Here is a 26,424-nt window from a genome sequence, read left to right on the forward strand (position 1 = left end):
CGCCGGAGGTCACACCTTCGACCCCCAGCGTTCAACGAATGACGCCCGATGAGATGACGCGGCCCGCGCTGAGATCAGCGTGGTCGCTCCAGGTGAGCGATCATTCCACGCAGCGCAGTCGTGACCACCGCGAGCTGGGCCGGCTCCAGGTACGACAGGGCGAACACCTCCGCGCTCTGCGACTCCGGCAGCAGCTCGCGGATGAGGCGCTGGCCCTTGCGGGTCAGCTGCAGCACCACGAGCCTGCCGTCGTCGGGATGCGGGCTGCGGCGCACCAGCCCACGACCGGACAGCGTGTCGACGACGCCGGTCAGCGTCGCCTTGGAGATGCCCGCCTGCTCCGCGACGTGCCTGGTCTCCATCCTGCGCGCGGCCCACACGGTGCGCAGGACCACGAACCCCGTCCACGTCAGCTGCCGCGGACGCAGCACCACCTGCTCGACGTGCTGCCTGACGGCGTTGGCCGCCCGGTGCAGGTGCAGCACGGTCTCCGTCGCCGTCGAGTCAGCGGCGACGTCCTGCGTAGCGGTCACCTCTCGTCACGCAACCGCTCATGTCTCGACACGACACCTCGCATGCCCATGTGGGCGGCCCCCCTCCGGTCCCCATAGAACACACAGAATATCGAAAACATAGCGGTTCCGTTGCCCCGCCATCACCCACAGCAATTCCATGAACGCGAAACGTAGACCGTCTTCGTGCTGTTTGCCCGCTTTGTCGCCACAATTTATCGGCTATCAGATGAATTGAAACTTCTGAAGTGCCCGACTGTACCGATCCAGGCGTCCATCGACGACACTGGAACCATGCGGGTCGCACTGCTGGCCGTCACGACGCTGCTCGGCCTGACCGTGGGCGGCGGGGCGGCCGCGTGCGGCGGGCCCGCCGGGCCTACGCAGCAGCACCAGGCCGCCTCGCCGTGGCAGCGCCTGCCGGACGCGCCGTCGGAGCGCACCGAGGTCGCCGCCGCCGTCACCGGCGCGAAGATCGTGGTCGCCGGCGGGTATCAGCGCGACGGCGGCAGCGTCAGCACCGTCGAGATCTACGACACCGTCGCCCGCGCCTGGACGACCGGCCCGCCGCTGCCGCTCGCCGTCAACCACGCGATGGCCGCCGCGGCCGGAGAGGCCGTCTACGTGTTCGGCGGGTTCCTCGCCGACGGCACCCCGAGCGCCGCGGCGTTCCGCCTGCCCGCCGGCGCGCAGCGCTGGGAGTCGGTCGCGGACCTGCCGGAGGCGCGCGGCGCCGGCGCCGGTGCCGCGCTGGGCACGTCGATCTTCGTGGCCGGCGGGATCGGCCCCGGCAAGGACCTCCTGGCCGCGTCGATGCTCGTGTACGACACCGTGGCCGACCGGTGGCGCTCCGCACCTGGACCGCCCACACCGCGTGAGCACCTCGGCGGCGCGGCCGCGGGTGGCCGGTTCTACACCGTCGGCGGCCGCGTCGGCGGGAAGCTCCTGGCGGCCGTCGAGTCGTTCGACCCGGCCACCGGCGCGTGGACGAAGCGCCCCGACCTGCCGACCGCGCGCGGCGGCCTGGCCGCGACCGGCACCTGCCACGGCTGGGTCATCGCCGCCGGCGGCGAGGGCAAGGAGACGTTTCCGCAGGTCGAGCTCTACGACCCGGCCGCCGACCGGTGGCGCGCCCTGCCGCCGATGCCCAACCCGCGGCACGGCCTGGCGGTGGTGACCGTCGGCAGCACGCTGCTCACGCTGCCGGGTGGCCCGAAGCCGGGCCTCTTCGTCGCCGCCACCACCGAGTCCCTCGACCTGGACCCCTGCTGACCGCGCTCCTGTCGGCGCCGACGGGCCTCGCCGCGGCCGGAGGCTGATCGGTCCTGGTCGCGGGCGTTGCCGATCAGTCCTGGTCGCGGTGGCCGCGCCGCAGCAGCCGGTTGCGCTGCCAGATCAGGAACGCGAACAACGCGATCAGCAGCATGATCACGCACAGGAACTTGGCCATCGCGACAGCGTACGGCGGCCCCCACCCTCACCCTGCCTCCGGCTCCCTGCTTCCGGCCACCGTCCTTCGGCCTGCGTCCTTGGCGCCGGTGTGCGTCCCCGCTCGGGCAGGGGCGATTCAGCGTCCGTGGCCGGCCAGATTCCCGGCCCGGGTGGTGTCCTGACCCCTGCGCCCGGCCAGGTGGGCGAACGTGACCGCGTCCTCGACGGCGGCGCCGCCCGGGTCGTTGTTGAAGTAGACGTACGAGTCCGCGCAGGAGTCCGCCAGGCGGCCGGCCCAGGTGTCGAGGGCGGACCGGCCGTACCGTGGCCACGGCGCCGCGCGGCCCTCGTGCAGCCGCAGGTAGCACCAGCCGCCGGTCGACCACAGCGGGGTCACCGGCCGGCTGTGGCGGTCCGCCCAGCACAGCGCCGCCCCGCGGGTGTCGAGGACCTGCCGCACCTCGTCCACCCACCAGGTCTCGTGCCGCGGCTCGACCGCGACCCGCACGCCGGCCGGGAACGCGGCCAGCGTCGCGTCCAGCGCCGCCACGTCGAGCTTCATCGTCGGCGGCAGCTGCAGGAGCACCGGCCCGAGCTTGCCGCCGAGTCCGCGGGCCCGGTCCATGAGCCGCTGCACCGGCTCCTGCGGGTCGCGCAGCCGGCGTACGTGCGTCAGGTACCGGCTGGCCTTCACCGCCACCACGAAGTCGTCCGGTGTCCGCTCCCGCCACGCCTCGAACGTCGACCGCTCGGGCAGCCGGTAGAACGCGTTGTTGACCTCCACCGTGCCGAACGCGGTCGCGTAGTGCTCCAGCCAGCACCGTTGCGGCAGGCCGGCCGGGTACAAGCGGCCCTTCCAGTCGCGGTACTGCCAGCCCGACGTGCCGATGCGCATCATGCCGACCGGTTACCCAGAAACCCGGGGCACTGTCGCCTACGTGTACGTACGTCGGTCGCCCGGCCGACTACGTATGTCGCCCGGAGGCGTTTAGGTAAGTGTTACCGATGTCGCGCGGGCCTTACCGCGCGAGGATGGTGTCACAACGATCCAGAGGAGCCCGCAGTGAACGTCCACCCGATCCTTCTCACCGAGCTCGTCCGCCAGCGCCAGCTGCACATGCTCGACGAGGCCAAACACTGGTCAAGCCGAGTGAAGCTCCGCCGCAGAGCGGACCGCTCCGGCACCGCGGCCTGACCGGCCCGCACCGGCGTAACCCAGCAGCCCCGGACCTCGCGTCCCGGCCACCCAATCCCTCCGGGTGGCGCGGACGTCGACCGGTCCGGGGCTGCCGTGCGTCCACCCCTCGGCGGCGGACCTGAGCAATGAACTTCTTCCTCACGCGTAGCAGGTGACTACGTGCGTCCGGCCCGGCTAGGTATCGCGGCGGCGCCCAAGATACGTAACAGGTACAGATGGAAACGGCTCCTTACACGACCAGGATGGAGACATCACCGAGCCAAGGAGACGGCCATGATGCACCCAGTGTTCCTCTTCGTCCAGGTCCAGCACCGTCAGGAGAGCCTGCTCGGCCTGGGCCGGCGCCGGCGGCCGGCCGGTGGGGACGACCGGCCATGGTGGCGCAGGTCGCGCGCGTCACAGCCGACGCACAAGCTGCCCGCCGGTAGGCTGGTTGCGTGCGGGCCAGCCGTAGCGGAGTGAGCCAGGTGATGGTCGGCCGCGACGACGAGCTGCGCAGGTTGCGCCGGCTTCTCGACGGGTCCGAGCCTTCCATCGCCATGCTCGGCGGCGAGCCGGGCATCGGCAAGAGCCGTCTGGTGCAGGAGCTGATCACGGGGTTGCCCGAGACGGTGCCGGTGCTCGACGGGCAGGCCGATCCCGGCACGCTCAGCCGGCCGTTCGAGGTGCTGCTCGGCGCGATCGACAGCGGCCACCGCGCGGCCGGGCTCGACCCGGAGCTGCTCGTGACGGTCACCGACGCGTCGCGGTCCATGATCGACCGGATCCAGGCCGGGCTGGAGATCGTGCGGCAGCTGACGACGCCGGGACCGTCGGTGGTGGTGTTCGAGGACCTGCACTGGGCCGACTCGGAGAGCGTGGCGCTGTTCGAGCGGATCGCGGACCTGCCCGGCACCAGGCTGCTCGTCGGCACGTACCGGCCCGACGAGGTCACCCGCCGGCACCCGCTCGCCGACCTGCTGACCCGCCTCGAACGGCGGTACATGGTGACCAACGTGCGGCTGGAGCGGCTCAACCTCGCCGAGACGTCGCAGTTCCTCAAGTCCGTCACCGGGCGGCCACCGGCGTACCGGACCGCGCTGTCGCTGCACAACCGCACCGGCGGCAACCCCTTCTTCCTCGAAGAGCTGATCAAGGCCAACGGCGACGAGGACCTCGACACGCTGTGTGACCGGCCGCTGCCGTGGAACGTCGCGGAGGCCCTGCGCAGGCAGCTCGACGACCTCGACCCGACCGAGAAGCGGATCGTCGAGGCCGCCGCCGTGCTCGGCCGCAAGGTGCCGTTCGACCTGCTCGCGGCCGTGACGAGCCACAGCGAGCCGGAGCTCATCGACGCCCTGCGCGACCTGGTGCGGCGCGGGCTGATGGTGGAGACCGGCGACGACGAGTTCAGCTTCCGGCACGCGCTGACCCGGGAGGCGCTCGCCGACGAGCTGCTCGCCCGGCAGCGCCGCCGCCTGCACGAGCTGGCCCTGGAGACGCTGCTGTCGACCGGCAGCAAGGACTACGCCCTGGTGGCGCACCACGCCCGGGGCGCCGGCCGCTACCTCGACATGGTCGAGGCCGCCCGGCGCGGGCTCTCCAAGTACCTGGCGATGGGCTCGCCCTACCAGGCGCTGCAGCTGGCCGAGATGGGCCTCGACGAGCTGCCCGACGACGTGGAGCTGCTGTCGTGCGGCGCCCGCGCCGCCTGGCTCGCCGGGCTCCTCGACGACGCGCAGCAGCTCGGCCGGCGCTGGCTCGCCGCGGCCGGCACCGGCGACGAGCGCGCCGACGCGCTGCGCCTGCTCGTGCGGCTCAGCTGGGAGGTCGGCAGCAGCGGCAGCATGCAGGAGCGCGCCGAGGAGCTGCGGGCCGAGATCGAGCACCTCGGCGACGGGCCGTCGAAGGCGTACGCATACGCGGCGATCGCGCAGGCCTACATGCTGATGGACAACACCGAGTGCGCCATCGAATGGGCCGACAAGGCGATCGGCCTCGGCGAGCGGCTCGGGCTGCCCGGCGTCTGGCTCGCCGGCAAGGTCGAGAAGGGCTCCGCGCTGGTCAACTTCGCCGCCGGCGTCGACGACGGCATCAAGCTGCTCAACGAGGCGGCCCAGGAAGCGGAGCAGGCGGGGGAGTGGCTGCTCGCCGCGCGGTCGCTCAACAACCTGTACAACCTCCTGCCCGGCGGCCCCGCCGACTGGGCCGCGGCGCTGGAGCGCATGCGCACCTTCGCGGAGCGGGCCGGCTTCGACTCCCTCGCCGTCGCCGCGTACTTCCAGGGCCGTGCCCGGCTCGCCGTGCAGGAGGGCAACCTCGGCGGCGCCCTCGCCGAGCTGGAGTCCGCCCGCCGCCGCGACCGCGGCCTGCTGCGCACCCGCAACGGCATCGACTACCACGGCGTCTTCTTCGCCGGCCTGCTTCTGGAGGCCGGCGAGCTCGACCGCGCCGACGCCGTCATCCGCGGCATGGTCGAGGCCACCGACACGTACACGATGCTGACCCAGACGTCGGTGCCCGGCCTGCAGTTCCACCTGACGGCCCGCCGCGGCCAGACCGAGCAGGCCCGCGAGCTGCTCCGCGCGGTCCTCGACGCCGTCCGTGCCACCGGCGTCACCGGCCGCGACTTCGCCCACGACCTCATCTCCGCCGGCCTCGTCGGTGGCCTCGCCGTCGACGAGCTGCGCCCGGTCGCCGCCGCCATCGACGACCCGTTCTTCGACGACGCGTGGCGCTGGCTCGCCGACGCCCAGATCGCCGAGGCCGCGGGCGACCACCGGGCCGCGCTCGCCGGATACCGCCGCGCTGTCGCCGAACCGTCCATGCTCCTGCCCGCCACCAAGGGCTCCGGGCACGTCGGCGCCGCCCGCTGCCTGCTCGCCCTCGGCGACCTCGAAGCCGCCCGCCAGCACGTCCGCGTCGCCGAGCCCCTCCTGGCCCGCTGGTCCGGCTGGCGCGTCGCGGAGCTCTCCGCCCTCCGCGGCAGGCTGGGCCTCGCCGTCCCCGTCGCCGGCGACCAGGCGCTGACGCCCCGCGAGCGCGAGGTCGCGGTGCTGCTCGCGGAGGGTCTGACCAACGCCGAGCTCGCCCGCCGCCTCTACATCTCCCCCCGCACCGCCGCCGTGCACGTCTCCAACATCTTGAGCAAGCTCAACCTGGAGTCCCGCACGCAGATCGCCGCCTGGGTCCGCGCCGGCAGCTGACTCCTGTCTCGTCCTGCCGCCGGTGTGCGACTCGCGCCGGCCGGTCTCCGCTCTTCGTGCTGCCGCCGCTGCTCACGTCGCCGCTGCTCTCCTCGGCGCAGCTGTCTTCGCGTTGCCGGTGCTTTCGGGTCGTCGCTGGTCTCCCGCGTCGCAGCCGTCCTTCGCGTCACCGGTGCTGCGCCTTGCCGCTGCTCTTCTCGGCACAGCTGTTCTTCGCGTCACCGGTGCTGTGCCTTGCCGCGCTTTGCCGTGCTGCTGCTCTTCGCGTAGCCGTGCTGCTTCGCCGTTTCTGCCCGCGCACCGTCTCGTACGCGTGCCCCTCGCGTACAGACACTGATCAATGCCCGTGTTTGCGGCTTTTGTGACTTAGACGTTGCGCGATCCACCCACAAGATGATCTCTGATGTGCAGGTGGATCGCGCGGCGTCTATCCGTGCTGCTGAAGCTGGGCGAGTGACGGGTGTGCTGGGCGGGTGGGCGCCGTATGGTGAGCGGGTGCTGGTCGTCACGAACGAGCTCGCCGGCCGGACCGAGGCCGAGGCGGTCGAATCCGTCCTCGGCGTCCTGCGCGAAACCGGCGACGTCGAGACCATGACGTGCGGCCATGCGGGCGACGTCGACAGGATCCTCGACACCCGGCGCGGCCGGCGGCTGGTGGTCGTCGGGGGCGACGGTTCGCTGCACACGATGGTCGGCGCCCTGCTGCGCCGCGGCGAGGCCGCCACCTGCGAAGTCGCCCTCATCCCCCTCGGCACCGGCAACGACTTCGCCCGCGGCGCCGGCATCCCCGTCGACGACCTGCACGCCGCCGCCCGGATCGCCGCCGCCGGCATCGCCGGCCCGATCGACCTGATCGTCGCCGACGGCGACGGCGTCGTCATCAACGCGGTCCACGTCGGCGCCGGCGCCGAGGCGGCCCTGAAGGCCCGCCCTCTCAAGAAGCGCCTGAAGATCGCCGCGTTCCCGATCGGCGCGGTCCTCGCCGGGTTCACCGCCAGGGGCTGGCGCCTGCGCGTCACCGTCGACGGTGCGGTGGTGTCCCGCGGCCGCCGTCGCGTCCTGATGGCAGGCCTGTCCAACGCGCCGACCATCGCCGGCGGCACCGGCGAGCTGGCCCCCGACGCGGACCCGACGGACGGCCTGGCCGACATCACGGTGTCGTTCGCCGTCGGCCCGCTCGCCCGGGTCGGTTACGCCCTCGCCCTGCGCAAGGGCCGCCACCCGGGCCGCGACGACGTCATCCACCTCCGCGGCCGCGACATCCACATCGAAGGCGACCCGTTCCACGTCAACGCCGACGGCGAGCTCACCGGCCCCTTCCGCAGCCGCCGCTGGACGGTCGCCCAGGACGCCTGGCTCCTCGTCCGCTGACCGCCGACGCTTCGAACGGCCCGCCGGGAGGCTGAGGTGGACGACGCGGGTCGTCCACCGAACCACCGGGACGGTCAGGCCAGGCCGGCCAGGCGCAGCAGCAGGCCCTTCACCTCCGTCGCGTCGACCGAGTCCAGGGACAGCGACGGGTCGCCGCACATCCAGACCGGGCCGTCTTCGACGGTCGCGGGGAGGAGGCCGTGGGAGCCCTTGACCGCTTTGGCGCCGGCGTCGAGGCCGACCACGTTCATCATGTACCGCAGCCCCAGCTTCTTGCGGGCCAGCGCGACCCCCGCACGGGCCTTCGCCGCGCCGGGGGCGGCGGGGTCGAAGAGGAGCTCGGCCGGGTCGTACCCGGGCTTGCGGTGGATCTCGACGAGCTGGGCGAAATCGGGGCGGCGGGCGTCGTCGAGCCAGTAGTAGTAGGTGAACCACGCGTCGGGCTCGGCGAGCAGGACCAGCTCGCCGGCGCGCTCGTGGTCGAGCCCGGTCCGTGCCTTGCCGGCGGCGTCGAGGACCTCGCCGACGCCGGGCAGGGCCGCACACAGCTTCTGCACCGCCGGCAGGTCCGCCTCGTCGCGCACGTAGACGTGGGCGATCTGGTGGTCGGCGACGGCGAACGCCCGCGAGGTCCACGGGTCCAGGTACTCCATGCCGTCCTGGGTGTAGACGTTGAGCAGGCCCTCGGCGCGCAGGAGGCGGTTGACGTCGACGGGCCGGCTGGCCTCGGTGATGCCGTACTCGGACAGGACGACGACGGTCACGTCCCGGGCGGCCGCGGCGGCCAGCAGGGGAGCGACGACGTTGTCCAGCGCCGTGGCGGCCGCGGCGGCCTCCGGCGAGGACGGGCCGAAGCGCTGCAGGTCGTAGTCGAGGTGCGGCAGGTACACCAGGGTCAGGTCCGGCGACTTCTCGACCATGATCTGCTCGGCCGCCCTGGCGATCCACTCCGAGGACGGGATGCCGGCGCCGGGACCCCAGTAGGTGAAGAGCGGGAACTCGCCCAGCCGGGTGGTGAGCTCGTCGTGCAGCGCCGGCGGGTACGTGTAGCAGTCCGGCTCCTTGCGACCGTCGGAGTAGTAGATGGGGCGCGGGGTGACGGTCCAGTCGACGTCGGCGCCCATCGCGTACCACCAGCAGACGTTCGCGACCGTGTAGCCGGGTTCGGCCCGGCGGGCCGCGTGCCACAGCTTGTCGCCGCCGACGAGCGCGTTGTGCTGCCGCCACAGGAAGATCTCGCCGAGGTCGCGGAAGTACCAGCCGTTGCCGACGACACCGTGGTCGGAGGGCATCGCCCCGGTGAGGAACGTCGATTGCACCGAGCAGGTGACCGCGGGCAGGACCGGGCGCAGCGGCACGGCGGCGCCGACGGCGGACAGGTGCGGCATGTGCGGCAGCAGCCTGGGCGTCAGCCCGACCACGTCGAGGACCAGCAGGGGCTTGCTCATCGAGGCTCCAACGTTTTGAGACCGAGGTCGTGCAGGATGTCGCGGGCGTAGGCGAGCTCGGCGGCCATCCCCGCGGCGAGCTGCTCGGGGCCGGTGGGCCGCTGGGACTCCGGCAGCACGCCCCACGTGTAGGTCTCGACCTCGAGGTGGTCGCAGCCGGCGACCGGCCCGCCGAGCAGCGCCGCGAGGCCGGCCCGCAGCACGTCGGTGGTCGCCTGCAGCGGCGGCTCCGGCGAGGCGTGCAGCGGCACGTGGTAGTGCACCCGCCACGGGCCGCCGTCGCCGCTGGCGAGGGCCTCGTCGAGGTCGTCGAAGGACGCCGCGCAGCCACGGGAGCGGGTCTGGTGCATGAAGCGCGGCTCGACGTAGTCGGCGAGCGCGGGCACGGACGGGTCGTCGACCGCGAGCGCCGCCGACACCTGCACCTTCACGACCGGCAGGCCGGTGCGGGCGAGCCGCTGCACCGCGGTGACCGGGTCCTCCCACGCGCAGGCCAGGTGCGCGAGGTCCAGACACACCCCGAGGTACCTGGGGTCGATCCGGGCCAGGTGCACCGTCGCCTGGAGGGTGTTCTCGATGACGCACCCCGGCTCCGGCTCGAACGCGACCCGGATCGGCCGGTCCAGGAACGACAGCCCGTACGCGAGCTGGTCCAGGGCCCGCTGGACGGCGGCGACCTGCGGGCCGTCCCACGGGTCGCGCCAGCCGAGCGGCAGCGTCGAGATCGAGCCGCGCTCCGCGTCGTCGGGCAGCAGGTCGACGAGGACCCGGGCGAGGTCCATCGTGTACCGCAGCCGCCGCGGGTCGGCCCAGTCCGGCAGGTACACCGCCTTCTTCACCACCGGCGCCTGGAACGCCTCGTACGGGAACCCGTTCAGGGTCACCACCTCGAGCCCGCGGACGTCCAGCTCGTGCCGCAGCTGCCGGCGCAGCGAGGCGTCGCCGGCCAGGGCGGCGGCCACCGGAGCGGCGAGCCACAGCCCGAGGCCGAGCACCGGCGTGTCGAGACACGACCTGACCCGCGCCGCGTAGACATCGAGTTGCGTCAGGATCCCGGGCAGGTCCTCCGCGGGGTGGACGTTGGTCCCGTAGGCCAGGTGGACCACCTGGCCGTCGGGGTGCCGCAGCCGCATCACGACCCGCCGCGGAGGATCGAGTTCCCCTCGAAGGTGGCGTCGGCGGAAGCGAGGTCCGAGACGTCGAGGCGTTTGGACTGCCCGTAGAACTCGACCGGGTTGCGCCACAGCACCCGGTCGACGTCGTCGTCGCTGAACCCGGCGGCCAGCATCGCCTCGCCGGTCCGCAGCGTCAGCAGCGGGTCGGAGCGGCCCCAGTCGGCCGCCGAGTTGACCAGGACCCGGTCCATGCCGTGCTCCTGCAGGATCGACACCATCCGCGACGGCGTCATCTTCGTGTCTGGGTAGATGGAGAACCCCATCCAGCAGCCGCTCTCGGCGACCCGCGCGACGGTGACCTCGTTGAGGTGGTCGACGACGACCCGGCCCGGGTCGATGCCCGACTCGCGGACCATGGCGATGGTCCGGTCGGTGCCGCGGGCCTTGTCGCGGTGCGGGGTGTGCACCATCGCCGGCAGGTCGTGCTCGACGGCGAGGGCGAGCTGCGCGGCGAACACCTCGTCCTCCTCCGGCGTCATCGAGTCGTAGCCGATCTCGCCGACCGCGACGACGCCGTCCTTCTCCAGGTACCGCGGCAGCACCGACAGCACGTCCCGGCAGCGCGGGTCGTTGGCCTCCTTCGGGTTGAGCGCGATCGTGCAGTGGTGCCGGATGCCGAACTGCGAGGCCCGGAAGGGCTCCCACCCGACGAGGGAGTCGAAGTAGTCGGTGAACGAGCCGACGTTGGTGCGCGGCTGCCCGAGCCAGAACGCCGGCTCCACGATCGCCCGGACGCCGGCGGCGGCCATCCGCTCGTAGTCGTCGGTGGTGCGGGACGTCATGTGGATGTGCGGGTCGAAGATGCGCATCACGAGACCTTTTCCTGGAGGCGGTGCAGCAGCGCGGTGGCGTCGTCGGCGACGGCGCGGCCGGCGGCGTGCCGCTCCTCGACGAGCCCCGCGAGCATGGTGGCGAGCTCCGCGTCGGCGCGGGTGTCGAGGTCGGCGACGTCGGCGAGGGGCAGGCCCATGAAGACGGCCTTCAGCACGCCCTGGCGCCACGCGGCGGCGGGCAGGCACGCGGCGGCCGGCCCGAGCGCGGCGGAGACGAGCCTGGTGTCGTTGGTGCGCAACGCGTCGAGCAGGAGCCCCGGGAACGAGTCCTGCACGGGCAGCAGCGGCAGCGCCCGCAGCACCGCGCGCTTCTCGGCGGCGTCACCGTACCGGTAGAGCGGCTCCAGCTCGGTCTGCAAGGCGCTTTCGGGCAGCCGGGTCAGCAGGAGGACCCGGGCGGCGTCGTCGACCGTCCACCCGGGCAGCCCGGCGAGGGCCCACCGGCCGCAGCGGCGGCCCGCGGCGGGAAACTGCCGGCCGATCGCCGATGGCTGGCGGGCCACGGTCTCCAGGGCCGTGTCGAGCCACACCGTGTCCGTCAGCTCGGCGGTGAGGGAGTCGTACAGGTTCATGGCACCTCCTGGAATCGGTCCAGTGACTGCGCTTCGGCGGCGCGCAGGAAGGCGAGGGAGTCACGGGCCACCGCGGGCGCGGCGTGGCTGTGGCGGGGGAGCTCGACGGCGACGAGGCCGCCGTAGTCGGTGTCGTTGAGGGCGCGCAGCACCGCCGGGAAGTCGACCTCGCCGGTGCCGAACTCGAGATGCTCGTGCACGCCGCGGCGCATGTCGTCGATCTGCACGTTGACGAGCGACCCGGCGACCCGGCGCACGCAGTCCTCTGCGGAGATCGGCTCCAGGCAGCGGCAGTGGCCGATGTCGAGGGTCAGTCCGAAGTGGACGGGCGCGCCGAGGTCGGCCCGCAGCCGCTCCCAGTCGTCGATCGACTCGACCAGCATGCCCGGCTCGGGCTCGAAGCCGAGCATCATCTCCACACCCTCGGCGGCGGCGAGGACCTCGGCGCTGCCGGTGACGAGCCGCCGCCACGCGAGGTCCGGCGCCACCCCGGGCGGGCGGACGCCGGCCCAGAAGCTGACCGCCTCCGCGCCGAGGTCCGAGCCGATCCGCACGGCCCGGCTCAGGAAGTCGATCCGCGCCTCGGGCTCGTCGTCCAGCAGCGTCGGCGCGTGCTTGTGCCACGGGTCGAGCAGGAACCGGGCGCCGGTCTCGATGACGACACCGAGGCCGAGCTCGGCGAGGCGGTGGCCGAGCGCGCGGACGTGCCGCCAGAGGTTGGCGTCGTACGGATCCAGATGATGGTGGTCGAGGGTCAGCGCCACACCCGTGTAGCCGAGCCCGGCGATGACGGTCAACGCGTCGTCGAGCCGGTGGTTGCTGAAACCGTTGGTGCCGTACCCGAATCGGAGACTCATGTCGGCGACAGCCGCTTCGCGAGGTGCCGGCCGAGCGGCGCGGCGGCCGCGACGGCGATCCCGGCGAGGGGTGCGCCGGCCCGGGCGGTGAGCGCGCCCTGCAGCGTCGGCAGGTTCACGATGCCGGCGCCGACGGACGCGCGGATGTTGCCCGCCGTCGGCTTCTCCAGCGCCTTCAGCTGCGCCTCGCCGTAGCGTTTCGCGTACCAGCCCGACAGCGCGGCGGGAATCCAGGACCACCGGCCGACGGGTCGCGCCGGCAGTGCCGCCGCGGCGGCGACCGCGGCGGATCCGGCGAGCGTGGCCGCGGGCAACGCCGGCGTGGACCCGTGGACCTCCGCCGTGGACAGCGCGGTCACGGTGTACGTGTGGGCGAAGACCGTCGCCGCGGGGTACACGGCGGAGCGCAGCCGCCCACCGCTCGCACCGAGCAGCACGTCGAGGGCGCGGCAGGCGGCCATCGCGGCGGGGCCGGCCGGGGTGTTCTTCAGCTTCAGGTCGTAGGCCCAGACCGCGCCGGCGAGCGGCACGGCCACGGCGAGGGCGCGGCGGCCGCCGGCGAGCCCGGCGAGGGCCACCCCGGCGGCGGTCAGTCCGGCGGCGACGCCGAACGCGGTCCCCGGGGTGATGCGCCCCGAGGGGATCGGCCGCTCGGGGCGCTCGGTGGCGTCCAGGTCCCGGTCGGCCCAGTCGTTGGCCGCCATGCCCGCCCAGTACAGCAGGACCGACGATCCGGCGAGGACCGGCGTGCGTGGCCCGAGCGTGCCTGCGGCGGCCGCGCCGGCGACGACGTCACCGGGCACGCTCAGCGCCGCGGGAGCACGGACCAGCTCGGCCAGGGTCCGCCAGTCGGGTCGGGCGGGGTTCACAGCGACCGCACGAACGCGGCGAGGGCCTCGAACTGGGCGCCGAGGGCGTGGTCGACCTCGCCGAGCGGGTCCTTGAAGAAGAACGCCAGCTCGGTCAGCGGCCCGGCCCGGCCGGCGGCGTGGGCGGCCGCGGCGAGCCGGGCGAGGTCCAGGACGAGGGGCGCGGCGAGCGCGGAGTCGCAGCCGTGCCAGGTGAACTCCATCCGCATCGGCGTGCCGAGGAAGCCGGCGAACGTGATGAGGTCCCAGGCGGTCTTGAAGTCGCCGATGTCCGGCACGTATTCGATGCGGGTGTGGCCGTCGGGCTGGTACCCGAGGGTCTCGCTGAGGACGCGCTGCTTGCTGGCGGACTTGGCCGCGTTGGCGGCCGGCTCGGCGAGGGTCGCGCCGTCGCCGCCGCCCAGCAGGTTGGTGCCGGACCAGGACTTCACCCGCAGGTTGCGCATCGCGAACATCGGCGCCAGCACCGACTTGATCAGCGTCTCGCCGGTCTTGCCGTCGTGGCCCGCGTACACGACGTTGCGGGCCTGCGCCAGCTCGTCCAGCGCGGGCAGGCGGGCGCCCGTCGACGGGGTGAAGTCGACGAACGAGCAGCCGGCCTCGAACGCGGCGTACGCCATCAGGGAGCTCGGCGGCAGCGTGTCCAGCGCGTCGCGTAACGAGTCCAGCGAGGCGTGCGCGGGGTGCGGCGTGACGGCGGCCTCGGTCGAGGCGACGTTGACGACCACCACCCGGGCCAGGTTGTGCCGCCGCCGGAAGTCCAGCAGGTCGGCGGTGACGGCGGCGGCGACCTCGGCCGCGGTGCCGTGCGGCAGCGGACGGATCTCCTCGTCCACCGCCGACAGCTCCGTGTGCAGCGTCGCGACCAGCCTGGCGGGCACGACCCCGGCCTCGGCCAGGGCCTCCGCCTTCTTCACCACGCAGATGGTGGCGATGTCGTGGCCGCCGAAGACGAGCTCACCGAACCCCGGCAGCGCGTCGCTGCGCAGCACGGGATGCTCGGTGACACAACCGATCGGCTCGGTGAGCCCGGCGCGCACTGCTGCGGCACCGACGATGCTGGTGACGGCGACTGAGCCGCGCGCGCCTACCAGCCACACACCCGTTTGCACCGGGCCCTCCAAAGGCGGTTGGAATTGTGTGACGATCTTGTGGGCGACATCGCCGATTGTCGCTGATTTGGCAGCGTAGAACGCGTGTCCGCCTTCCGCTAGTGGCAACCGAACTTTTATACAAACGAAAAAAACTTCGCGCGTGTACGTGCAAAAGGCCGCCGGTCTCAACGCCGGGCGACGGCCCGCTCGACGGCCGTCCAGACCCCCGACGTGACCAGGTAGATCCCGGCCGCGACGGGTGTGATCACGGAAAACGCCACAGTCCCGAACGACAGCAGGCGGACCAGTACGGGCGAGCCTTCAGGCAGCTGGCGCACGTTCCAGATGGCGATGGCGGTGAGCGCGGCGGCGATCAGCCACCCGGCGGCGATCGCCGGATGGTCGAGCAGCCGGGCGGTCAGGTCGGCGCCGAGCAGGGTGTGCCCGCGGACGGCGTCGCCGGTGAACTCGCGGTACAGCAGCCAGATGAACGGCGCCTGGGCCAGCATCGGCAGCAGGCCGGCGAGCGGCCCGGACCCCTCCGCCCGCATGAGCTCGGTGGTCTTCTCGGCGAGGACGACCGGATCCTTGCCGTGCCGCTCCCGCAGCTTCGCCAGCTGCGGCGCGAGCTTGGCCCGGACCTTTTCTGCGCGGTACGCGCGGAGACTCAGCGGCAGGAGCGCGGCCCGGACGGCGAGGGTGGCGATGACGATGGCGGCGGCGACGGACCCGGTGGAGGTGGCGAGCAGGGTGAGGACATGGTGCAGCACGATGGGAGCCCTTCGGCTTGGACGCGCGCACGCACGCGCCGGCCGCCGCACGGGTCGTCGGCAGGGCAGGAGGGCGCGCGGGAAGTGGACGAACGGAGTCGGATCTGGAGTCGGACTACCGCTGTCCGGGCGCGCGTGGCCGGGGCCGGCCGGCCGCGTCGGGGTCCATGGCCCGGGTGGGCTGCGCCCGCCGGGACCGGGCCCGGGCGGGGACGGGCATCACCCGCCGCGCCGCCATGGGCGCGCCGGTGAGCAGTCGCGCCGCGAGGACGATCGCGAGCGCCGTGAGCACCGCCGTCGCCACGGCGACAGCGTCGGCCGGCGAGGTCACCGAGGACCACGCGGCGAGCAGAGTGGTCAGCGACCACGACATGCCCCGAGAATACGACACGGCACCACCCCCGCGCCGCCCTCGACGGTGCTGCCCTCGATGGTGCTGTCACACCCCCGTCACGCCGGCCGGGACCGCTCCGTCACGCCCGCCGGGACGGACGCGTCACGGATCGGTCCGGGACGGACGCGTCACGATCGGTGCGGGGTGGACTGCGGAGCGCGAGATGTCGGAGATCGATTTTTCCGGCGTGTGTAGAGTGCCAGTAGAACTGCCGGGCACGCACCTCGCAGTGGCCTGATGCGTCCGACGTCGTCAGGCGGCGTGCATGGCGGGGACGGGGTGGAGGCGGTGGGTCGCCTTCTCGCGGTACATGCCGGCGTCGGCGGCGCGCAGCAGGGCGTCGAGGGTGGTGTCGGTGTCGGTCGCGGCGCCGATGCTCGCGGCGATGTGGACCGGCCGGCCGTCGATGGTGATCGGGTCGAGCAGCGCGGCGCGCAGCCTGGCCGCGACCTCGGCCGCCGCCGCGGCCGGGGTGTCCGGCAGCAGGACCACGAACTCGTCGCCGCCGAGGCGGGTGACCAGGTCGCCCTCGCGGGCGTGGGTGCGCAGGCGGGCGGCCACGATCCGCAGCAGCTCGTCGCCGGCCGCGTGGCCGAGGGTGTCGTTGACGGCCTTGAAGCCGTCGAGGTCCAGGACCAGCACCGACGCGGGGGTGCCGGGGGTGAGCGCGGTGCGGGTGTGCTCGTCGAGCAGGTTGCGGTTGCCCAGGCCGGTCAGCGGGTCGTGCAGTGCCAGGTGGCGCAGCTTCGCGCGGGCCTCGCCGAGCTGCCGGAGCTGGTTGCGGTGTCCCCGGGACAGCAGGCCGGCGAGGACGGCGACGACCAGGTGCAGCGCGGGCGCCATCGTGACAAGGTCGGCGGGCATCGGCCGGCCGGCGATCTGGTCGGCCCAGACGTAGAGGGCGACCCCGCCAGCGGCGGTCGCGAGCCAGGTCAGCAGGGCGCCGGCGAGCTGGCAGCGGAAGGCGCCGATGACGATGGCGATGACGAAGATCGGCCAGAGGCCGACGTCGGAGGCCCAGCGGCTGGTCGCCAGGACCGCGCCGACGCACGTGGCCGTGTCCAGCGCGACCAGCAGCGGGTTGAGCACGCGGTACCGGGGGTGAGCGACGCTGCGCAGCGCATACACGGCGACGAGGTTGGTGAGGATCAGCGGGAGCACCCAGATGGTCGTCAGGGGCGGCAGCGACATCACCGCGATGGACACGACGATCCACAGCACCGAGACCGACCGGCTGATCAGGCCGGCCCACTCGATGCTGCGCCGGACGCGGTACAGGGGCAGATCCACGCTCTGACGTCGACCGCCAGTAACCGGATCTGAGGAGGACCGGTGGCCGAAACCTGAGAAGGATCTGAGCGAAGCTGAGGAGAATCTCAGGTTGAACCCCTAGGTGGCGGCTTTCAGGTGCGTTCCGGATAGTCCTCAGGGTTCACGGTCCGTAAGGTCGGCGTCGTGGCACTCATCGAGACGCGTGCGCTGACGAAGCGCTACGGGGGTGGCGTCACCGCCCTTTCGGAACTTTCCCTGGCGGTGGAGCCGGGGATCATCGGTCTGGTCGGCGCGAACGGCGCCGGCAAGTCGACCTTCATCAAGATCATGCTCGGTCTGCTCCAGCCGTCCGGGGGTGAGCTGCGGGTCCTCGGGCTCGACCCGACGACGCAGTCGGTTGAGGTGCGGCAGCGCGTCGGGTACATGCCCGAGCACGACTGCCTGCCCAGCGAGACGTCGGCCGCCGAGTACGTGACCCACCTGGCGCGGATGAGCGGCCTGCCCGCCAACGCCGCCCGGGAGCGGGCCTCCGAGGCGCTGCGGCACGTCGGGCTCTACGAGGAGCGGTACCGCCAGATCGGCGGCTACTCCACCGGCATGAAGCAGCGGGTCAAGCTGGCGCAGGCGCTCGCGCACGACCCGGACCTGCTGCTGCTGGACGAGCCGACCAACGGCCTCGATCCGGCCGGACGCGACGCGATGCTGGAGCTGGTGCACCGCATCGGCACCGAGTTCGGCATCTCGATCGTCGTGTGCTCGCACCTGCTCGGCGAGGTCGAGCGGATCTGCACGTCGCTGATCGCGATCGACGGTGGCAAGCTGCTGCGTTCCGCGACGGTGTCGGACATGACGACCAGCCGCGACGTGCTCACCGTCGAGGTGAGCGAGGGCGTCGAGCAGCTCGTCGCCCGGCTCAGCGAGCAGGGCCTGCCGGTGTCCCGGGACGGCGCCTCGCTCATGGTGCCGATGGACAGCGACGACGTGTACGACCGCATCCTCGTCGCGGTCGCCGAGCTGGACCTGCCGCTGCACCGTCTCGACCAGCGCCGCCACCGCGTCGCTGAGCTCTTCCAGACCCCGTCCGTAATGGGATCCGCACCGCAGGAGGCCGGCCATGGCGCAGCCAACTAGCGTCATCCACGACATCGGCTACCAGCGGTACACGGGCCCGAGGCTCGGTCGCGGGTACGCCAACCGTTCCCTCTACGAGCAGAGCCTGCGCACCGCGTTCGGCATCGGCCGGGGCGCCAAGGCGAAGATCTTCCCGTGGCTGGTGATCGGCATCGCGCTCAGCGTCGCCGTCATCGCGATCGCGGTCCGGTCGCTGAGCGGCACCGGCGAGCCGCTCATAAGCTACCGGTCGTACGCGGCCAACATCTCGTTCCCGGTGATGCTGTTCCTGGCGATCGTCGCGCCGGAGCTGGTCTCCCGTGACCTGCGGGACCGGACGCTGCCGCTGTACTTCAGCCGGCCGCTCAGCCGCTCCGACTACGCGCTGACGAAGTACGCGGCCCTGGCGACGGTCGTGCTGTTGCTGCTCGCCGTGCCGCAGCTGCTCATCTACCTCGGTGCGGTGTTCACCCGCACCGACGGGTTCTCCGGCGCCATGAAGGAGCTCGGCGACATGGGTCCGGGCCTCGCCGGTGCGGTCATCCGGTCGCTGGTCCTCGCGGCGATCGCGCTGCTGGTCGCGTCGCTCACCGGCCGGCGGGCGTTCGCGGCGGCGTTCATCGTCGGCGTGTTCATCATCACCGCGCCGATGGTCGGCATCCTCAACGTCATCGGCGGTCAGGGCAGCGCGCTGAGCTACCTCGCGTTCCTGGTCAACCCGATGACCCTGCTGCTCGGCCTCGAGCAGTGGATCTTCGGCAAGGTGCCCGAAGGCGTCCCGATCGGCGACTACGGTCCCGCGTACGGCGTCGGCACCGCCGTCGTGCTCGCCGGCTGTGTCAGCCTGCTGCTGCTTCGTTACCGGAAGGTGGCCGCCTGATGGGCACCGTCGATCTTCAGCACGTGTCTCGCTGGTACGGCAACGTCGTCGCCGTCAACGACGTGACGATGACCCTCGGGGCGGGCGTCACGGGCCTGCTGGGCCCGAACGGCGCCGGCAAGACCACGCTGCTGCACATGATGTCGGGCTTCCTGGCCCCGTCGAAGGGCACGCTGACCGTCGACGGCGCGCCGTCGTGGCGCAACCCCGACGTGTACCGCACGCTCGGCCTCGTCAGCGAGCGGGAGGCCGTGCACGGCTTCCTCACCGGCAAGGAGTTCGTCGTCGCCAGCGCGAAGCTGTTCCGCCTGGCGAACCCGGAGGAGGCGGCCCGCCGCGCCCTGGCGATGGTGGAGATGGAGCCGGCCCAGGACCGGCGGATCGACACGTACAGCAAGGGCATGCGCCAGCGGGTCCGGGTCGCGGCCGCGCTCGTGCACGACCCGGGCGTGCTGCTGCTGGACGAGCCGTTCAACGGCATGGACCCGCGCCAGCGCTTCCACATGATGGACCTGCTGCACAAGATGGGCGACGACGGCCGCACCGTGCTGTTCTCCTCGCACATCCTGGAGGAGGTCGAGCAGGTGTCCGGCACCGTGCAGGTCATGGTCGCCGGCCGGCTCGCCGCCTCCGGCGACTTCCGTACCATCCGCCGGCTGATGACCAACCGGCCGCACGTGTTCTCCATCCGCTCCAGCGACGACCGCCGCCTCGCGGTGGCGCTCATCGGCGAGGCGTCCGTCGCAGGTGTCGACATCGACGCAACGGGCTTGCAGGTCCGCGCGTCCGACTACGGCACCTTCACCCGGGCGCTGCCCCGCATCGCGCTCAAGGAGGGCGTGCGGGTGCGGCAGCTGCTGCCCGCCGACGAGTCCCTGGAAAGCGTCTTCTCCTACCTGGTGGGTGCCTGATGAATCCGACCATCGCCCGCATCACGCTGCGCGGCCTGCTCGGCCGCCGCCGGATCTGGCTGCTGGTGCCGCTGCCGATCATCCTCGCCGGCTTCGCCGCGGCGGCCCGGGCCTTCGGGGAGCCGCCGGCCGAGTGGGGTGAGCCGGTCATCGTCGGTCTCGGCTTCGCCGCCGTGCTGCCGGTGATCGCGCTCATCGTCGGCACCGGCGTGCTCGGCTCCGAGATCGACGACGGCACGATCACCCACATCCTGTCCAAGCCGATCCCGCGCTCGGAGATCGTGTTCACCAAGCTGGCCGTGGCGGTCGGGGTGACCGGCGGGTTCGCCGCCGTGCCGCTGTTCATCGTCGGGCTGCTCGCCGAGTCCACGCCGCTCGCGTTCGCCCTCGTCGTCGGCGCGTTCGTCGGGGCCCTCGCCTATTGCTCGCTGTTCCTGGCGATCAGCGTGATCACCCGCCGGCCGGTGCTGCTCGGCCTGGTCTACGTGGTGCTGTGGGAGGGCCTGCTGGGCAACCTGCTGTCCGGCACGGCGAAGTTGAGCATCCAGCAGTACGTGAAGACGATCGTCGACTGGCTCGCCCCGACCGACGTGCTCGCGGGGTCCGTGTCGGTGCCGGTGAGCTTCGTCATGGCGGGCGTGTTCACCGTCGGGATGACGGCGCTCGCGGTGCAGAAGCTGCGGACGTTCGCGGTCGCCGGCGAGACGGGCTGACGTCGCCCTGACATCGCCCCAGGCGGCGCGACGGGTTACCGTCCGCGGGTGAGTTTCCACCGCGTCTACAGCGTCGCCGTCTTCATCGTGCTGGCGTCGCTGGACAACGTGGCGATCAGCCTGGTGCCGCCGCTCTACTCGCCGATCAGCCGCTCCCTCGGCGTCGGCGAGGGAGCGCTCGGCGTGGTGACCGCGGTCGGGTACCTCGTGACCGCGGTCGCCGCCGTCGGCTGGGCGTACACCGGCGACCGGACCGACCGGAAGCCGGTGCTCATGGCGGGCACCCTGATCTGGGCCGGCGGCACGGTCGCCACGGTCCTCGCCGGCGGCTACTGGACGTTCTTCGCCGCGCAGCTGGTCGCGGCGGTCGGCCTCGGCGCGGTCGGCTCCGTCGGGTTCTCCGTCGTCAGCGACCTGATCTCGCCCCGCCGCCGCGGCCTCGTGATGAGCCTGTGGGGGCTGTCGCAGGGCGTCGGCACCCTCGCCGGCGTCCTCGTCGCGAGCCAGCTCGGCGGCGCGGACTGGCGGCGGCCGTTCTACGTCCTCGCGGTGCTCGGGGTGCTCGCGTCCGCCGCGTACTTCACGACCGCCGACATCCGGCGGGGGCAGAGTGAACCGGACCTCGCCGCGGTGTTCGCCGCCGGTGAGGAGTACGAGCACCGGATCTCCCGCGCCGACCTGCCCGGCATCGTCGCCCGCCGCACCAACGTGTGGCTGATCCTGCAGGGGCTGACCGCGCAGGCCGCGTTCGGGTCCCTCGTCTGGCTGCCGCGGCTGTTCCAGGCGAAGGCGGAGGCGCAGGGCTACGACGAGCAGCAGGCCATCGCGATCGGCGGCGTCCTCGCGATCCTCTTCCAGCTCGGCGGCGTGCTGTCCGTCGTGGGTGGGATGATCGGCGACCGCTGGCAGCGGCGCGACCGGGGCGGCCGGGCGAAGGTCGCCGCGATCGGGATCCTCGCCGGGGTGCCGCTGTACGTGCTGCTGTTCTTCGCGCCGCTGACGCTGCCCGCGCCGGACGGGCGGCCGGCGACGACGCTGGTGCTCGAGGCGCTGTTCACGACGCCGAGCCTGCTGGCGGCGTTCCTGTGCGCGCTGCTGGCGCTCGCGCTGACGTCGGCGAACTCGCCGAACTGGTTCGCGCTGATCGCCGACGTGAACCCGCCGGAGCACCGCGGCACCGTGTACTCGCTGGGCAACCTCGTCAACGGGGTCGGGCGGGCCGCCGGGAACGGGCTCGTCGGGGCGGTGTTCGCCGCGCTCGCGCGCAGCTTCCCGCCGCCGACGAACCTCGCCGTCGGGCTCGCCGCGTTCCAGGTCTTCTTCGTGCCCACCGGCGTCATGTACTGGCTGGCGTCGCGCACCGCCCCGGCGGACATCGAGGCGGTGCACGAGCTGCTGCGGGCGCGCGCTACAGCGTCCGCAGATGAAAGCCCCCGTCCACGTCGATGACCTGCCCGGTGGAGAACGGCAGCAGGTCCGTGGCGACGGCGACGACGGCGCGGCCGACGTCCTCGGGGGTGCCCCAGCGCCGGATCGGCGTGATGCCGTCGGTGAGGATGAGCTTGTCGTACTTCTCCTTCACCGCGCCGGTCATGTCGGTGGCGATGATGCCGGGCCGCACCTCGAACACGGTGATGCCGTGCTCGGCGAGCCGGGCCGCGAACAGCTTCGTCATCATGCCCAGGCCGGCCTTCGTCACGCAGTAGTCGCCGCGGTTGACGCTCGCGGTGTAGGCGCTCATCGACGAGATCGTGACGATCTTGCCGCGGACGCCGGCGTCGATCATCCGGCGGGCGACCTGCTGGGTGAGGAAGTAGGGGCCTTTGAGGTTGATGCCGACGAGCCGGTCGAACGACTCCTCGGTCGCCTCCAGCAGGTCGGCGCGGACGTTCGGGGCCACGCCCGCGTTGTTCACCAGGAGGTCGAGGCCGCCGAAAGCGTCGTGCGTCTCCTGCACGAGCCTTGCACGGTCCTCGGCGTCGCCGACGTCCGCACGGACGAGCGCGGCCCGGGCGCCGAGCTTCTGGATCTCGGCGGCGGTGTCCTCGGCGGCGGCGAGGTTGGACGCGTAGTTCACCACCACGTCGAAGCCGGCGCCGGCGAGGGCGAGGGCGATGCCCCGGCCGATCCCGCGGGACGCCCCGGTGACGAGCGCCGCGCTCACCGCTGCACCCCGTCGCCGTCGAGGCCGCCGCCGGGAGCGGCGGAGGAGGGCGTGCCGCCGGGAGCGGCGGAGGAGGGCGTGCCGCCGGGAGCGGCGGAGGAGGGCGTGCCGCCGGGAGCGGCGGAGGAGGGCGTGCCGCCGAAGAACGTGTAGTACGGCCCGTCGACCAGCCGGCCGATGTACAGCGCCAGCTCCCGCAGGTGGTAGTCGCCCCACATGCTCGACTCGCCGTTGGGCACCGACTGGCCCGGCGCGACGTGGTCCCAGCCGTTCGGGCGGTGGTACACCGAGTGCAGCAGCAGCCCCTCGTGCCGCGGGTCCGTCGACAGGTAGGGCTCCTGCAGCAACGTCCTCGCGACCGTGAGCCCCGCCTGGGTGTACCGGTCGTCGCCGATCGCGCGACCGAGGCGGAGCAGGCCCTGCGCGGCGATCGCGGCGGCGCTGGAGTCGACCGGCTCGTACGCGTTGTACGGGTCGGCGGGCGCGTCGACGTCGAGGTGCGCGAGGCCCGGCGCGCCCGTGTCCCAGTACGGGATCCCGTCGGCGGGGGAGTGCTCGATGTAGAAGTCGCACGTGGCTTGCGCCGCCGCGCGGAACAGGTCGGAGTCGACGACCTGGTCGCCGGACTCGAGGAACTCGAGGAGCTCGGCGAAGCCGAGCATCGCCCAGGCCAGCCCCCGCGTCCACGTCGAGAACGCCGAGTAGCCCTGCTGCGTGCTCGGCGCCCGGAAGCGCCCGTCGTTGACGTTGAACAGGGCCTCGTGCGCCGTGCGGCCCCGGACGTCGTACACGTCGCGGCCCTCGCCGAAGTAGACGTTGTGGCGGGCGGTGCTCTCCGCGTGCCGCACGAGCCGTTCGAGGAGGTCGATCCGCTCGTCGTGCTCGCCCATGAGCACGTGCCCGAGGCGGTGCGCGACGGCGAGCGACCGGCACGAGCGGATGGTGTCGACGAACAGCGACTGCGGCCCGTTGAACGAGTAGATGTAGCCGCCGCCGTCCGCGGTCCGGCTCCAGCGGGCGGCCTGCACGGCGCCGCTGACCTTCAGCGCCAGCTCGGCGAAGGCGAGGTCCCCGGCGTCGGCGCGGCCCTCCAGGATGAGGCGGCGCAGCGTCCCGTACGTGCTGACGTTGTTGAACCCGTGGTCGTGCACGCCGATGTGGCTGACGTGCGCCGCCATCACGCCGAACGTGTGCCGGCGGCCCTGCTCCAGGAAGTGCGGGTCGCCGGTCGCGTCGAACTGCAGCAGCGCCGAGCCCACCTGGAACCCCTGCGTCCACTCGGTCCAGCCGCGCGCCGTGTACCGCCCCTCGACGGTGAACACGGGCGCTCCCTGGCTGCCGCCCGGGGGGCAGGACGCGTCGATCGCGTCGATCTTCCCGGCGGACAGCTCCCACATCCGCCCGGTCGCGGCCAGCAGATCCTTGGGCGCGAGCCCGTCATCGATGCGCAACATGCCCCCGAGGATAAGGGGAAAGCGCTTTCCTGAGAACCCCGGGGTGCCGGGGGTTTGCCGCATGGCAGGATGGCGCGTGATGGACGCGACGGCTGTTGAGGAAGTCACCGATCGCTGGGTCGCCGCCTGGACCTCCGGCCGCACCAGCACCCTGTTCACGCTGCTCGCCGCCGGCGCCCGGGTCGAGTCCAACCTGGACCCCGACGGCGACTTCATCGAGAAGCTCACCGGCTTCGCCGCCGCGCTGACCTCGGTGTCGGTCTTCACCCGCACCGTGATCGACCAGCGCGTCGCGCTCGTGTACGACTGCGCGGTCGACGCGGAGCAGTTCCGCCTCGCCGAGTTCCTGGTCGTGACCCCGACCGGCCTGGTCGCCGAGGTCCGCCGCGTCTACGACCTGTACGCGATCGAACGGCTCATGCCCGAGCTCCTGCTGGAGACCTGACCCCGGCCGCACCGCGCCCGCACCCCGGTTGCTCCGGGCGGCGCCTCCCGTCCGGGGCGCCGGGACCGTACCGTTGTGCGGGCGGGGACAAGGAAGTGGGCGGGGACGAGGAAAGGCCGGGCCCCCGAAGGGACCCGGCCGTTGACAACTCGATACTTCAGGACATCGCGGCGGCGGAGACGAACGTGTAGCCGAGGCCCTGGATGCCCTCCACGGTCTGCTTCAGGTAGGCCGTGCCGAGGTACGGGTGGTAGAAGAAGCTCGCCACGCCGTCGCGGACCGCCAGGTTGGTCTTCGCGTTCGCGATCAGGTCGGCGGGCAGGACCGCCGGGTGCTGGTTGAACGGCTCGGGCTCGATGTTGCCGATGTTCTCGGGGATGACGGTCGAGCCGTAGACGTCACGGACGGTGTAGGGGAAGAACTGCCCGACCATGCGCGCCGTGCTGTTGTCGACGGTGCCGCCGGACAGGACGCCGGGGAAGTACAGGCCGCGCTCGTAGCGGACGCCGACCAGGGTGTTGATCGTCTTGTAGTCCAGCGCGCTCGCCGCGTAGTGCGGGAACTCGAAGATGGTCGGCTGCTTCAGGCCGGCGAGGGCCCAGTCGGCGCGGGAGGCCAGGACCCGGGCGGTGACGTTGAGCGCCGAGTCGTTCTTCACCGGGCCGTCGTAGATGACCGCGTCGTTGGCGTCGACGTGCGCCGTGAAGAACTCGAAGTCGTTGGCGCTGACGCCGTCGTACGGGTTGTTGAGCGCGTCGAGCTGGTGCGTGTAGCCGTGCTGGAGCAGGGTGCCACCCTTGCTCTGCATGTACTTCAGGGCGCTGACCACCAGTGGCCGCTGGCGCAGCGTGTAGTCCTCGGCCTTGCCATTGTTGTTCACACCTTTCGGGTCGCGGTACCGGCTGTAGACGGCGACGGTGAAGGGGACGTGCTTCGAGGACAGGTAGTCGGCGATGGCGCGCAGCTCCGCCGGGTCGGCGTCGGGGCCGACGTCCTCGATGCGGACCAGGGCCCGGTGCCGGGCGGCGGTCTGCGGCGCGAGCACCGAGTACAGCAGGTCCGAGAACGCGAGGTAGCGGTCGTTGGAGGTGATGTACGACAGCGGGATCTCACCCAGGTAGGTGAGGTAGCCGGACTTGATGCCCCACGGGAACGTGGTGCCGTCGGCGCGCACCGCGGTGCCGACGGAGACGGCCTTCGCAGGGTCGGAGACGATGTAGTCCATGATGCCGCCGCCGTTGCGCACGTCCCGGGTCATCGTGGTGCCGTTGTAGACGACCTGCGACACGGGCGAGGTGTCGTAGCCCTTCCAGGTGTAGCCGTACTTGGCGACGAAGTCCGCGGAGCGGGCGGTCAGCTGCCAGATGTTGTTGTACATCCAGACGACCGGCTTCGTGCCCGCGAGGGTGTCGTCGAGGAACGCGGTGGGCAGCGGCTCGTCGTAGGTGGAGCCGACGTAGACGACCGCCGAGTACGCCGCCATCTCACCGGCCGTGTAGCTGCCGACCGGGTGCGCGGTCCAGGACCCGAAGTGCGAGACGAGGTTCGTCGCCATCATCCCGTAGTCCTCGCCGAGCCACGAGTACGGGCCGGTGTTGTCGTAGAGGACGAGCGTCTTCGTCGCGGCGTTGGAGCCGGGGGCGCCGGCGCCGGAGCGGGTCGCGGTGGGGGCGGCGGCGAACGCCGGGGTCGAGGGCACGGCCAGGGCGAGCGACGCGGCGACGGCAACCGCCGCGACCGAGCTGAGCAGCTTACGCATGGTGGAC

The 26,424-nt window shown here is 72.4% G+C and carries 25 protein-coding genes; 10 read left to right on the forward strand and 15 right to left on the reverse strand.

All coding sequences use genetic code 11. From position 1 onward, the window contains the following. Positions 1-74 precede the first annotated feature (74 nt). Complete coding sequence (locus AB0I21_RS32315; protein WP_344512857.1) at positions 75-533, reverse strand: MarR family transcriptional regulator; 459 nt, start codon at positions 531-533, stop codon at positions 75-77. A 273-nt stretch (positions 534-806) separates the two neighbouring features. Between AB0I21_RS32315 and AB0I21_RS32320 the strand changes: the two genes are divergently transcribed. Next, on the forward strand, positions 807-1,784 hold the full coding sequence (locus tag AB0I21_RS32320; protein ID WP_360566845.1) for a kelch repeat-containing protein: 978 nt from the start codon (positions 807-809) through the stop codon (positions 1,782-1,784). A 295-nt stretch (positions 1,785-2,079) separates the two neighbouring features. Here AB0I21_RS32320 and AB0I21_RS32325 read toward each other — a convergent pair whose 3' ends face one another. Further along, the gene (locus AB0I21_RS32325; protein WP_360566847.1) at positions 2,080-2,841 is read right to left on the reverse strand and encodes a DUF72 domain-containing protein; all 762 of its coding nucleotides are present in this window, start codon (positions 2,839-2,841) and stop codon (positions 2,080-2,082) included. 165 nt (positions 2,842-3,006) lie between these two features. Between AB0I21_RS32325 and AB0I21_RS32330 the strand changes: the two genes are divergently transcribed. The 3 genes from AB0I21_RS32330 to AB0I21_RS32340 all read left to right on the forward strand — a co-directional run bounded on the left by AB0I21_RS32330 (position 3,007) and on the right by AB0I21_RS32340 (position 7,697). Continuing rightward, entirely contained in the window at positions 3,007-3,138 is a 132-nt protein-coding gene (locus tag AB0I21_RS32330) for a hypothetical protein (RefSeq protein WP_344512863.1), read from the forward strand. A 440-nt stretch (positions 3,139-3,578) separates the two neighbouring features. After that, positions 3,579-6,326 carry an AAA family ATPase gene (locus AB0I21_RS32335; protein WP_360566850.1) on the forward strand — a complete coding sequence of 916 codons (2,748 nt, stop codon included), beginning with the start codon at positions 3,579-3,581 and terminating at the stop codon, positions 6,324-6,326. A gap of 453 nt (positions 6,327-6,779) precedes the next feature. After that, positions 6,780-7,697: a diacylglycerol kinase family protein gene (locus AB0I21_RS32340; RefSeq protein ID WP_360566852.1), complete on the forward strand. Its 918-nt coding sequence runs from the start codon at positions 6,780-6,782 to the stop codon at positions 7,695-7,697. Positions 7,698-7,771: 74 nt separating this feature from the next. Here AB0I21_RS32340 and AB0I21_RS32345 read toward each other — a convergent pair whose 3' ends face one another. From AB0I21_RS32345 to AB0I21_RS32390, 10 genes are all read right to left on the reverse strand, one after another. Further along, positions 7,772-9,145 carry a nucleotide pyrophosphatase/phosphodiesterase family protein gene (locus tag AB0I21_RS32345; protein ID WP_360566854.1) on the reverse strand — a complete coding sequence of 458 codons (1,374 nt, stop codon included), beginning with the start codon at positions 9,143-9,145 and terminating at the stop codon, positions 7,772-7,774. Continuing rightward, positions 9,142-10,278 carry a metabolite traffic protein EboE gene (gene eboE / locus AB0I21_RS32350; RefSeq protein ID WP_344512962.1) on the reverse strand — a complete coding sequence of 379 codons (1,137 nt, stop codon included), beginning with the start codon at positions 10,276-10,278 and terminating at the stop codon, positions 9,142-9,144. Before eboE ends, AB0I21_RS32345 begins: the two co-directional genes overlap by 4 nt. Then, a complete protein-coding gene (locus AB0I21_RS32355; protein ID WP_360566855.1) occupies positions 10,278-11,129 on the reverse strand; it encodes a TatD family hydrolase in 852 nt (283 codons plus the stop codon). The genes eboE and AB0I21_RS32355 overlap by 1 nt, the downstream gene beginning before the upstream one ends. Continuing rightward, entirely contained in the window at positions 11,129-11,725 is a 597-nt protein-coding gene (locus AB0I21_RS32360) for an EboA domain-containing protein (protein ID WP_360566857.1), read from the reverse strand. Before AB0I21_RS32360 ends, AB0I21_RS32355 begins: the two co-directional genes overlap by 1 nt. Then, the gene (locus tag AB0I21_RS32365) at positions 11,722-12,582 is read right to left on the reverse strand and encodes a sugar phosphate isomerase/epimerase family protein (protein ID WP_360566859.1); all 861 of its coding nucleotides are present in this window, start codon (positions 12,580-12,582) and stop codon (positions 11,722-11,724) included. The genes AB0I21_RS32360 and AB0I21_RS32365 overlap by 4 nt, the downstream gene beginning before the upstream one ends. Next, positions 12,579-13,451, reverse strand: a complete 873-nt coding sequence (locus AB0I21_RS32370) for an SCO3242 family prenyltransferase (protein WP_344512877.1) — start codon at positions 13,449-13,451, stop codon at positions 12,579-12,581. Before AB0I21_RS32370 ends, AB0I21_RS32365 begins: the two co-directional genes overlap by 4 nt. Further along, positions 13,448-14,563, reverse strand: coding sequence for an inositol-3-phosphate synthase (locus AB0I21_RS32375; protein WP_360566860.1), 1,116 nt, complete (start codon positions 14,561-14,563; stop codon positions 13,448-13,450). The genes AB0I21_RS32370 and AB0I21_RS32375 overlap by 4 nt, the downstream gene beginning before the upstream one ends. A gap of 167 nt (positions 14,564-14,730) precedes the next feature. Beyond that, positions 14,731-15,315, reverse strand: coding sequence for a membrane protein insertase YidC (gene yidC, locus AB0I21_RS32380; RefSeq protein WP_344512881.1), 585 nt, complete (start codon positions 15,313-15,315; stop codon positions 14,731-14,733). Positions 15,316-15,430: 115 nt separating this feature from the next. After that, entirely contained in the window at positions 15,431-15,688 is a 258-nt protein-coding gene (locus AB0I21_RS32385) for a hypothetical protein (RefSeq protein WP_344512883.1), read from the reverse strand. 273 nt (positions 15,689-15,961) lie between these two features. Then, on the reverse strand, positions 15,962-16,999 hold the full coding sequence (locus tag AB0I21_RS32390; protein ID WP_360566862.1) for a GGDEF domain-containing protein: 1,038 nt from the start codon (positions 16,997-16,999) through the stop codon (positions 15,962-15,964). Positions 17,000-17,164: 165 nt separating this feature from the next. Here AB0I21_RS32390 and AB0I21_RS32395 point away from each other — a divergent pair, with 165 nt between their 5' ends. Genes AB0I21_RS32395 through AB0I21_RS32415 form a run of 5 tightly spaced genes read left to right on the forward strand, consistent with a single transcriptional unit; the run spans position 17,165 to position 22,044 of the window. Continuing rightward, the gene (locus AB0I21_RS32395; RefSeq protein ID WP_360566864.1) at positions 17,165-18,112 is read left to right on the forward strand and encodes an ABC transporter ATP-binding protein; all 948 of its coding nucleotides are present in this window, start codon (positions 17,165-17,167) and stop codon (positions 18,110-18,112) included. Continuing rightward, positions 18,096-18,971, forward strand: a complete 876-nt coding sequence (locus AB0I21_RS32400; protein WP_360566866.1) for an ABC transporter permease — start codon at positions 18,096-18,098, stop codon at positions 18,969-18,971. The genes AB0I21_RS32395 and AB0I21_RS32400 overlap by 17 nt, the downstream gene beginning before the upstream one ends. Beyond that, complete coding sequence (locus AB0I21_RS32405) at positions 18,971-19,882, forward strand: ABC transporter ATP-binding protein (protein ID WP_360566867.1); 912 nt, start codon at positions 18,971-18,973, stop codon at positions 19,880-19,882. The genes AB0I21_RS32400 and AB0I21_RS32405 overlap by 1 nt, the downstream gene beginning before the upstream one ends. Next, positions 19,882-20,595, forward strand: coding sequence for an ABC transporter permease subunit (locus AB0I21_RS32410; protein ID WP_360566869.1), 714 nt, complete (start codon positions 19,882-19,884; stop codon positions 20,593-20,595). The genes AB0I21_RS32405 and AB0I21_RS32410 overlap by 1 nt, the downstream gene beginning before the upstream one ends. A 48-nt stretch (positions 20,596-20,643) precedes the next feature. Next, positions 20,644-22,044 (forward strand): MFS transporter, encoded by a 1,401-nt coding sequence (locus AB0I21_RS32415; protein ID WP_360566871.1) that lies wholly within the window; start codon positions 20,644-20,646, stop codon positions 22,042-22,044. Here AB0I21_RS32415 and AB0I21_RS32420 read toward each other — a convergent pair. Together AB0I21_RS32420 and AB0I21_RS32425 are read right to left on the reverse strand one after the other, a co-directional pair. Next, the gene (locus AB0I21_RS32420; RefSeq protein WP_360566873.1) at positions 22,004-22,759 is read right to left on the reverse strand and encodes a 3-ketoacyl-ACP reductase; all 756 of its coding nucleotides are present in this window, start codon (positions 22,757-22,759) and stop codon (positions 22,004-22,006) included. The two genes, AB0I21_RS32415 and AB0I21_RS32420, sit on opposite strands and share 41 nt — an antisense overlap. Beyond that, positions 22,756-24,213 (reverse strand): hypothetical protein, encoded by a 1,458-nt coding sequence (locus AB0I21_RS32425; protein WP_360566874.1) that lies wholly within the window; start codon positions 24,211-24,213, stop codon positions 22,756-22,758. Before AB0I21_RS32425 ends, AB0I21_RS32420 begins: the two co-directional genes overlap by 4 nt. Positions 24,214-24,274: 61 nt before the next feature. Here AB0I21_RS32425 and AB0I21_RS32430 point away from each other — a divergent pair, with 61 nt between their 5' ends. Next, positions 24,275-24,658 (forward strand): hypothetical protein, encoded by a 384-nt coding sequence (locus AB0I21_RS32430; RefSeq protein WP_360566876.1) that lies wholly within the window; start codon positions 24,275-24,277, stop codon positions 24,656-24,658. Between the two features lie 157 nt (positions 24,659-24,815). Here the strand turns inward: AB0I21_RS32430 and AB0I21_RS32435 are convergent, their stop codons facing one another. Next, the gene (locus tag AB0I21_RS32435) at positions 24,816-26,417 is read right to left on the reverse strand and encodes a polysaccharide deacetylase family protein (RefSeq protein WP_360566877.1); all 1,602 of its coding nucleotides are present in this window, start codon (positions 26,415-26,417) and stop codon (positions 24,816-24,818) included. Positions 26,418-26,424: the final 7 nt, after the last annotated feature.

The sequence above is a fragment of the Dactylosporangium sp. NPDC050588 genome, assembly GCF_040654975.1.
Classification (GTDB): domain Bacteria; phylum Actinomycetota; class Actinomycetes; order Mycobacteriales; family Micromonosporaceae; genus Dactylosporangium; species Dactylosporangium maewongense.

Coding starts and splice junctions, on each gene's coding strand:
- AB0I21_RS32320 (WP_360566845.1), top strand. CDS start 807: ATGCGGGTCGCACTGCTGGCCGTCACGACGCTGCTCGGCCTGACCGTG.
- AB0I21_RS32325 (WP_360566847.1), bottom strand. CDS start 2,841: ATGATGCGCATCGGCACGTCGGGCTGGCAGTACCGCGACTGGAAGGGC.
- AB0I21_RS32345 (WP_360566854.1), bottom strand. CDS start 9,145: ATGAGCAAGCCCCTGCTGGTCCTCGACGTGGTCGGGCTGACGCCCAGG.
- eboE (WP_344512962.1), bottom strand. CDS start 10,278: ATGCGGCTGCGGCACCCCGACGGCCAGGTGGTCCACCTGGCCTACGGG.
- AB0I21_RS32355 (WP_360566855.1), bottom strand. CDS start 11,129: ATGCGCATCTTCGACCCGCACATCCACATGACGTCCCGCACCACCGAC.
- AB0I21_RS32360 (WP_360566857.1), bottom strand. CDS start 11,725: ATGAACCTGTACGACTCCCTCACCGCCGAGCTGACGGACACGGTGTGG.
- AB0I21_RS32365 (WP_360566859.1), bottom strand. CDS start 12,582: ATGAGTCTCCGATTCGGGTACGGCACCAACGGTTTCAGCAACCACCGG.
- AB0I21_RS32385 (WP_344512883.1), bottom strand. CDS start 15,688: ATGTCGTGGTCGCTGACCACTCTGCTCGCCGCGTGGTCCTCGGTGACC.
- AB0I21_RS32400 (WP_360566866.1), top strand. CDS start 18,096: ATGGCGCAGCCAACTAGCGTCATCCACGACATCGGCTACCAGCGGTAC.
- AB0I21_RS32405 (WP_360566867.1), top strand. CDS start 18,971: ATGGGCACCGTCGATCTTCAGCACGTGTCTCGCTGGTACGGCAACGTC.
- AB0I21_RS32410 (WP_360566869.1), top strand. CDS start 19,882: ATGAATCCGACCATCGCCCGCATCACGCTGCGCGGCCTGCTCGGCCGC.
- AB0I21_RS32425 (WP_360566874.1), bottom strand. CDS start 24,213: ATGTTGCGCATCGATGACGGGCTCGCGCCCAAGGATCTGCTGGCCGCG.
- AB0I21_RS32430 (WP_360566876.1), top strand. CDS start 24,275: ATGGCAGGATGGCGCGTGATGGACGCGACGGCTGTTGAGGAAGTCACC.
- AB0I21_RS32435 (WP_360566877.1), bottom strand. CDS start 26,417: ATGCGTAAGCTGCTCAGCTCGGTCGCGGCGGTTGCCGTCGCCGCGTCG.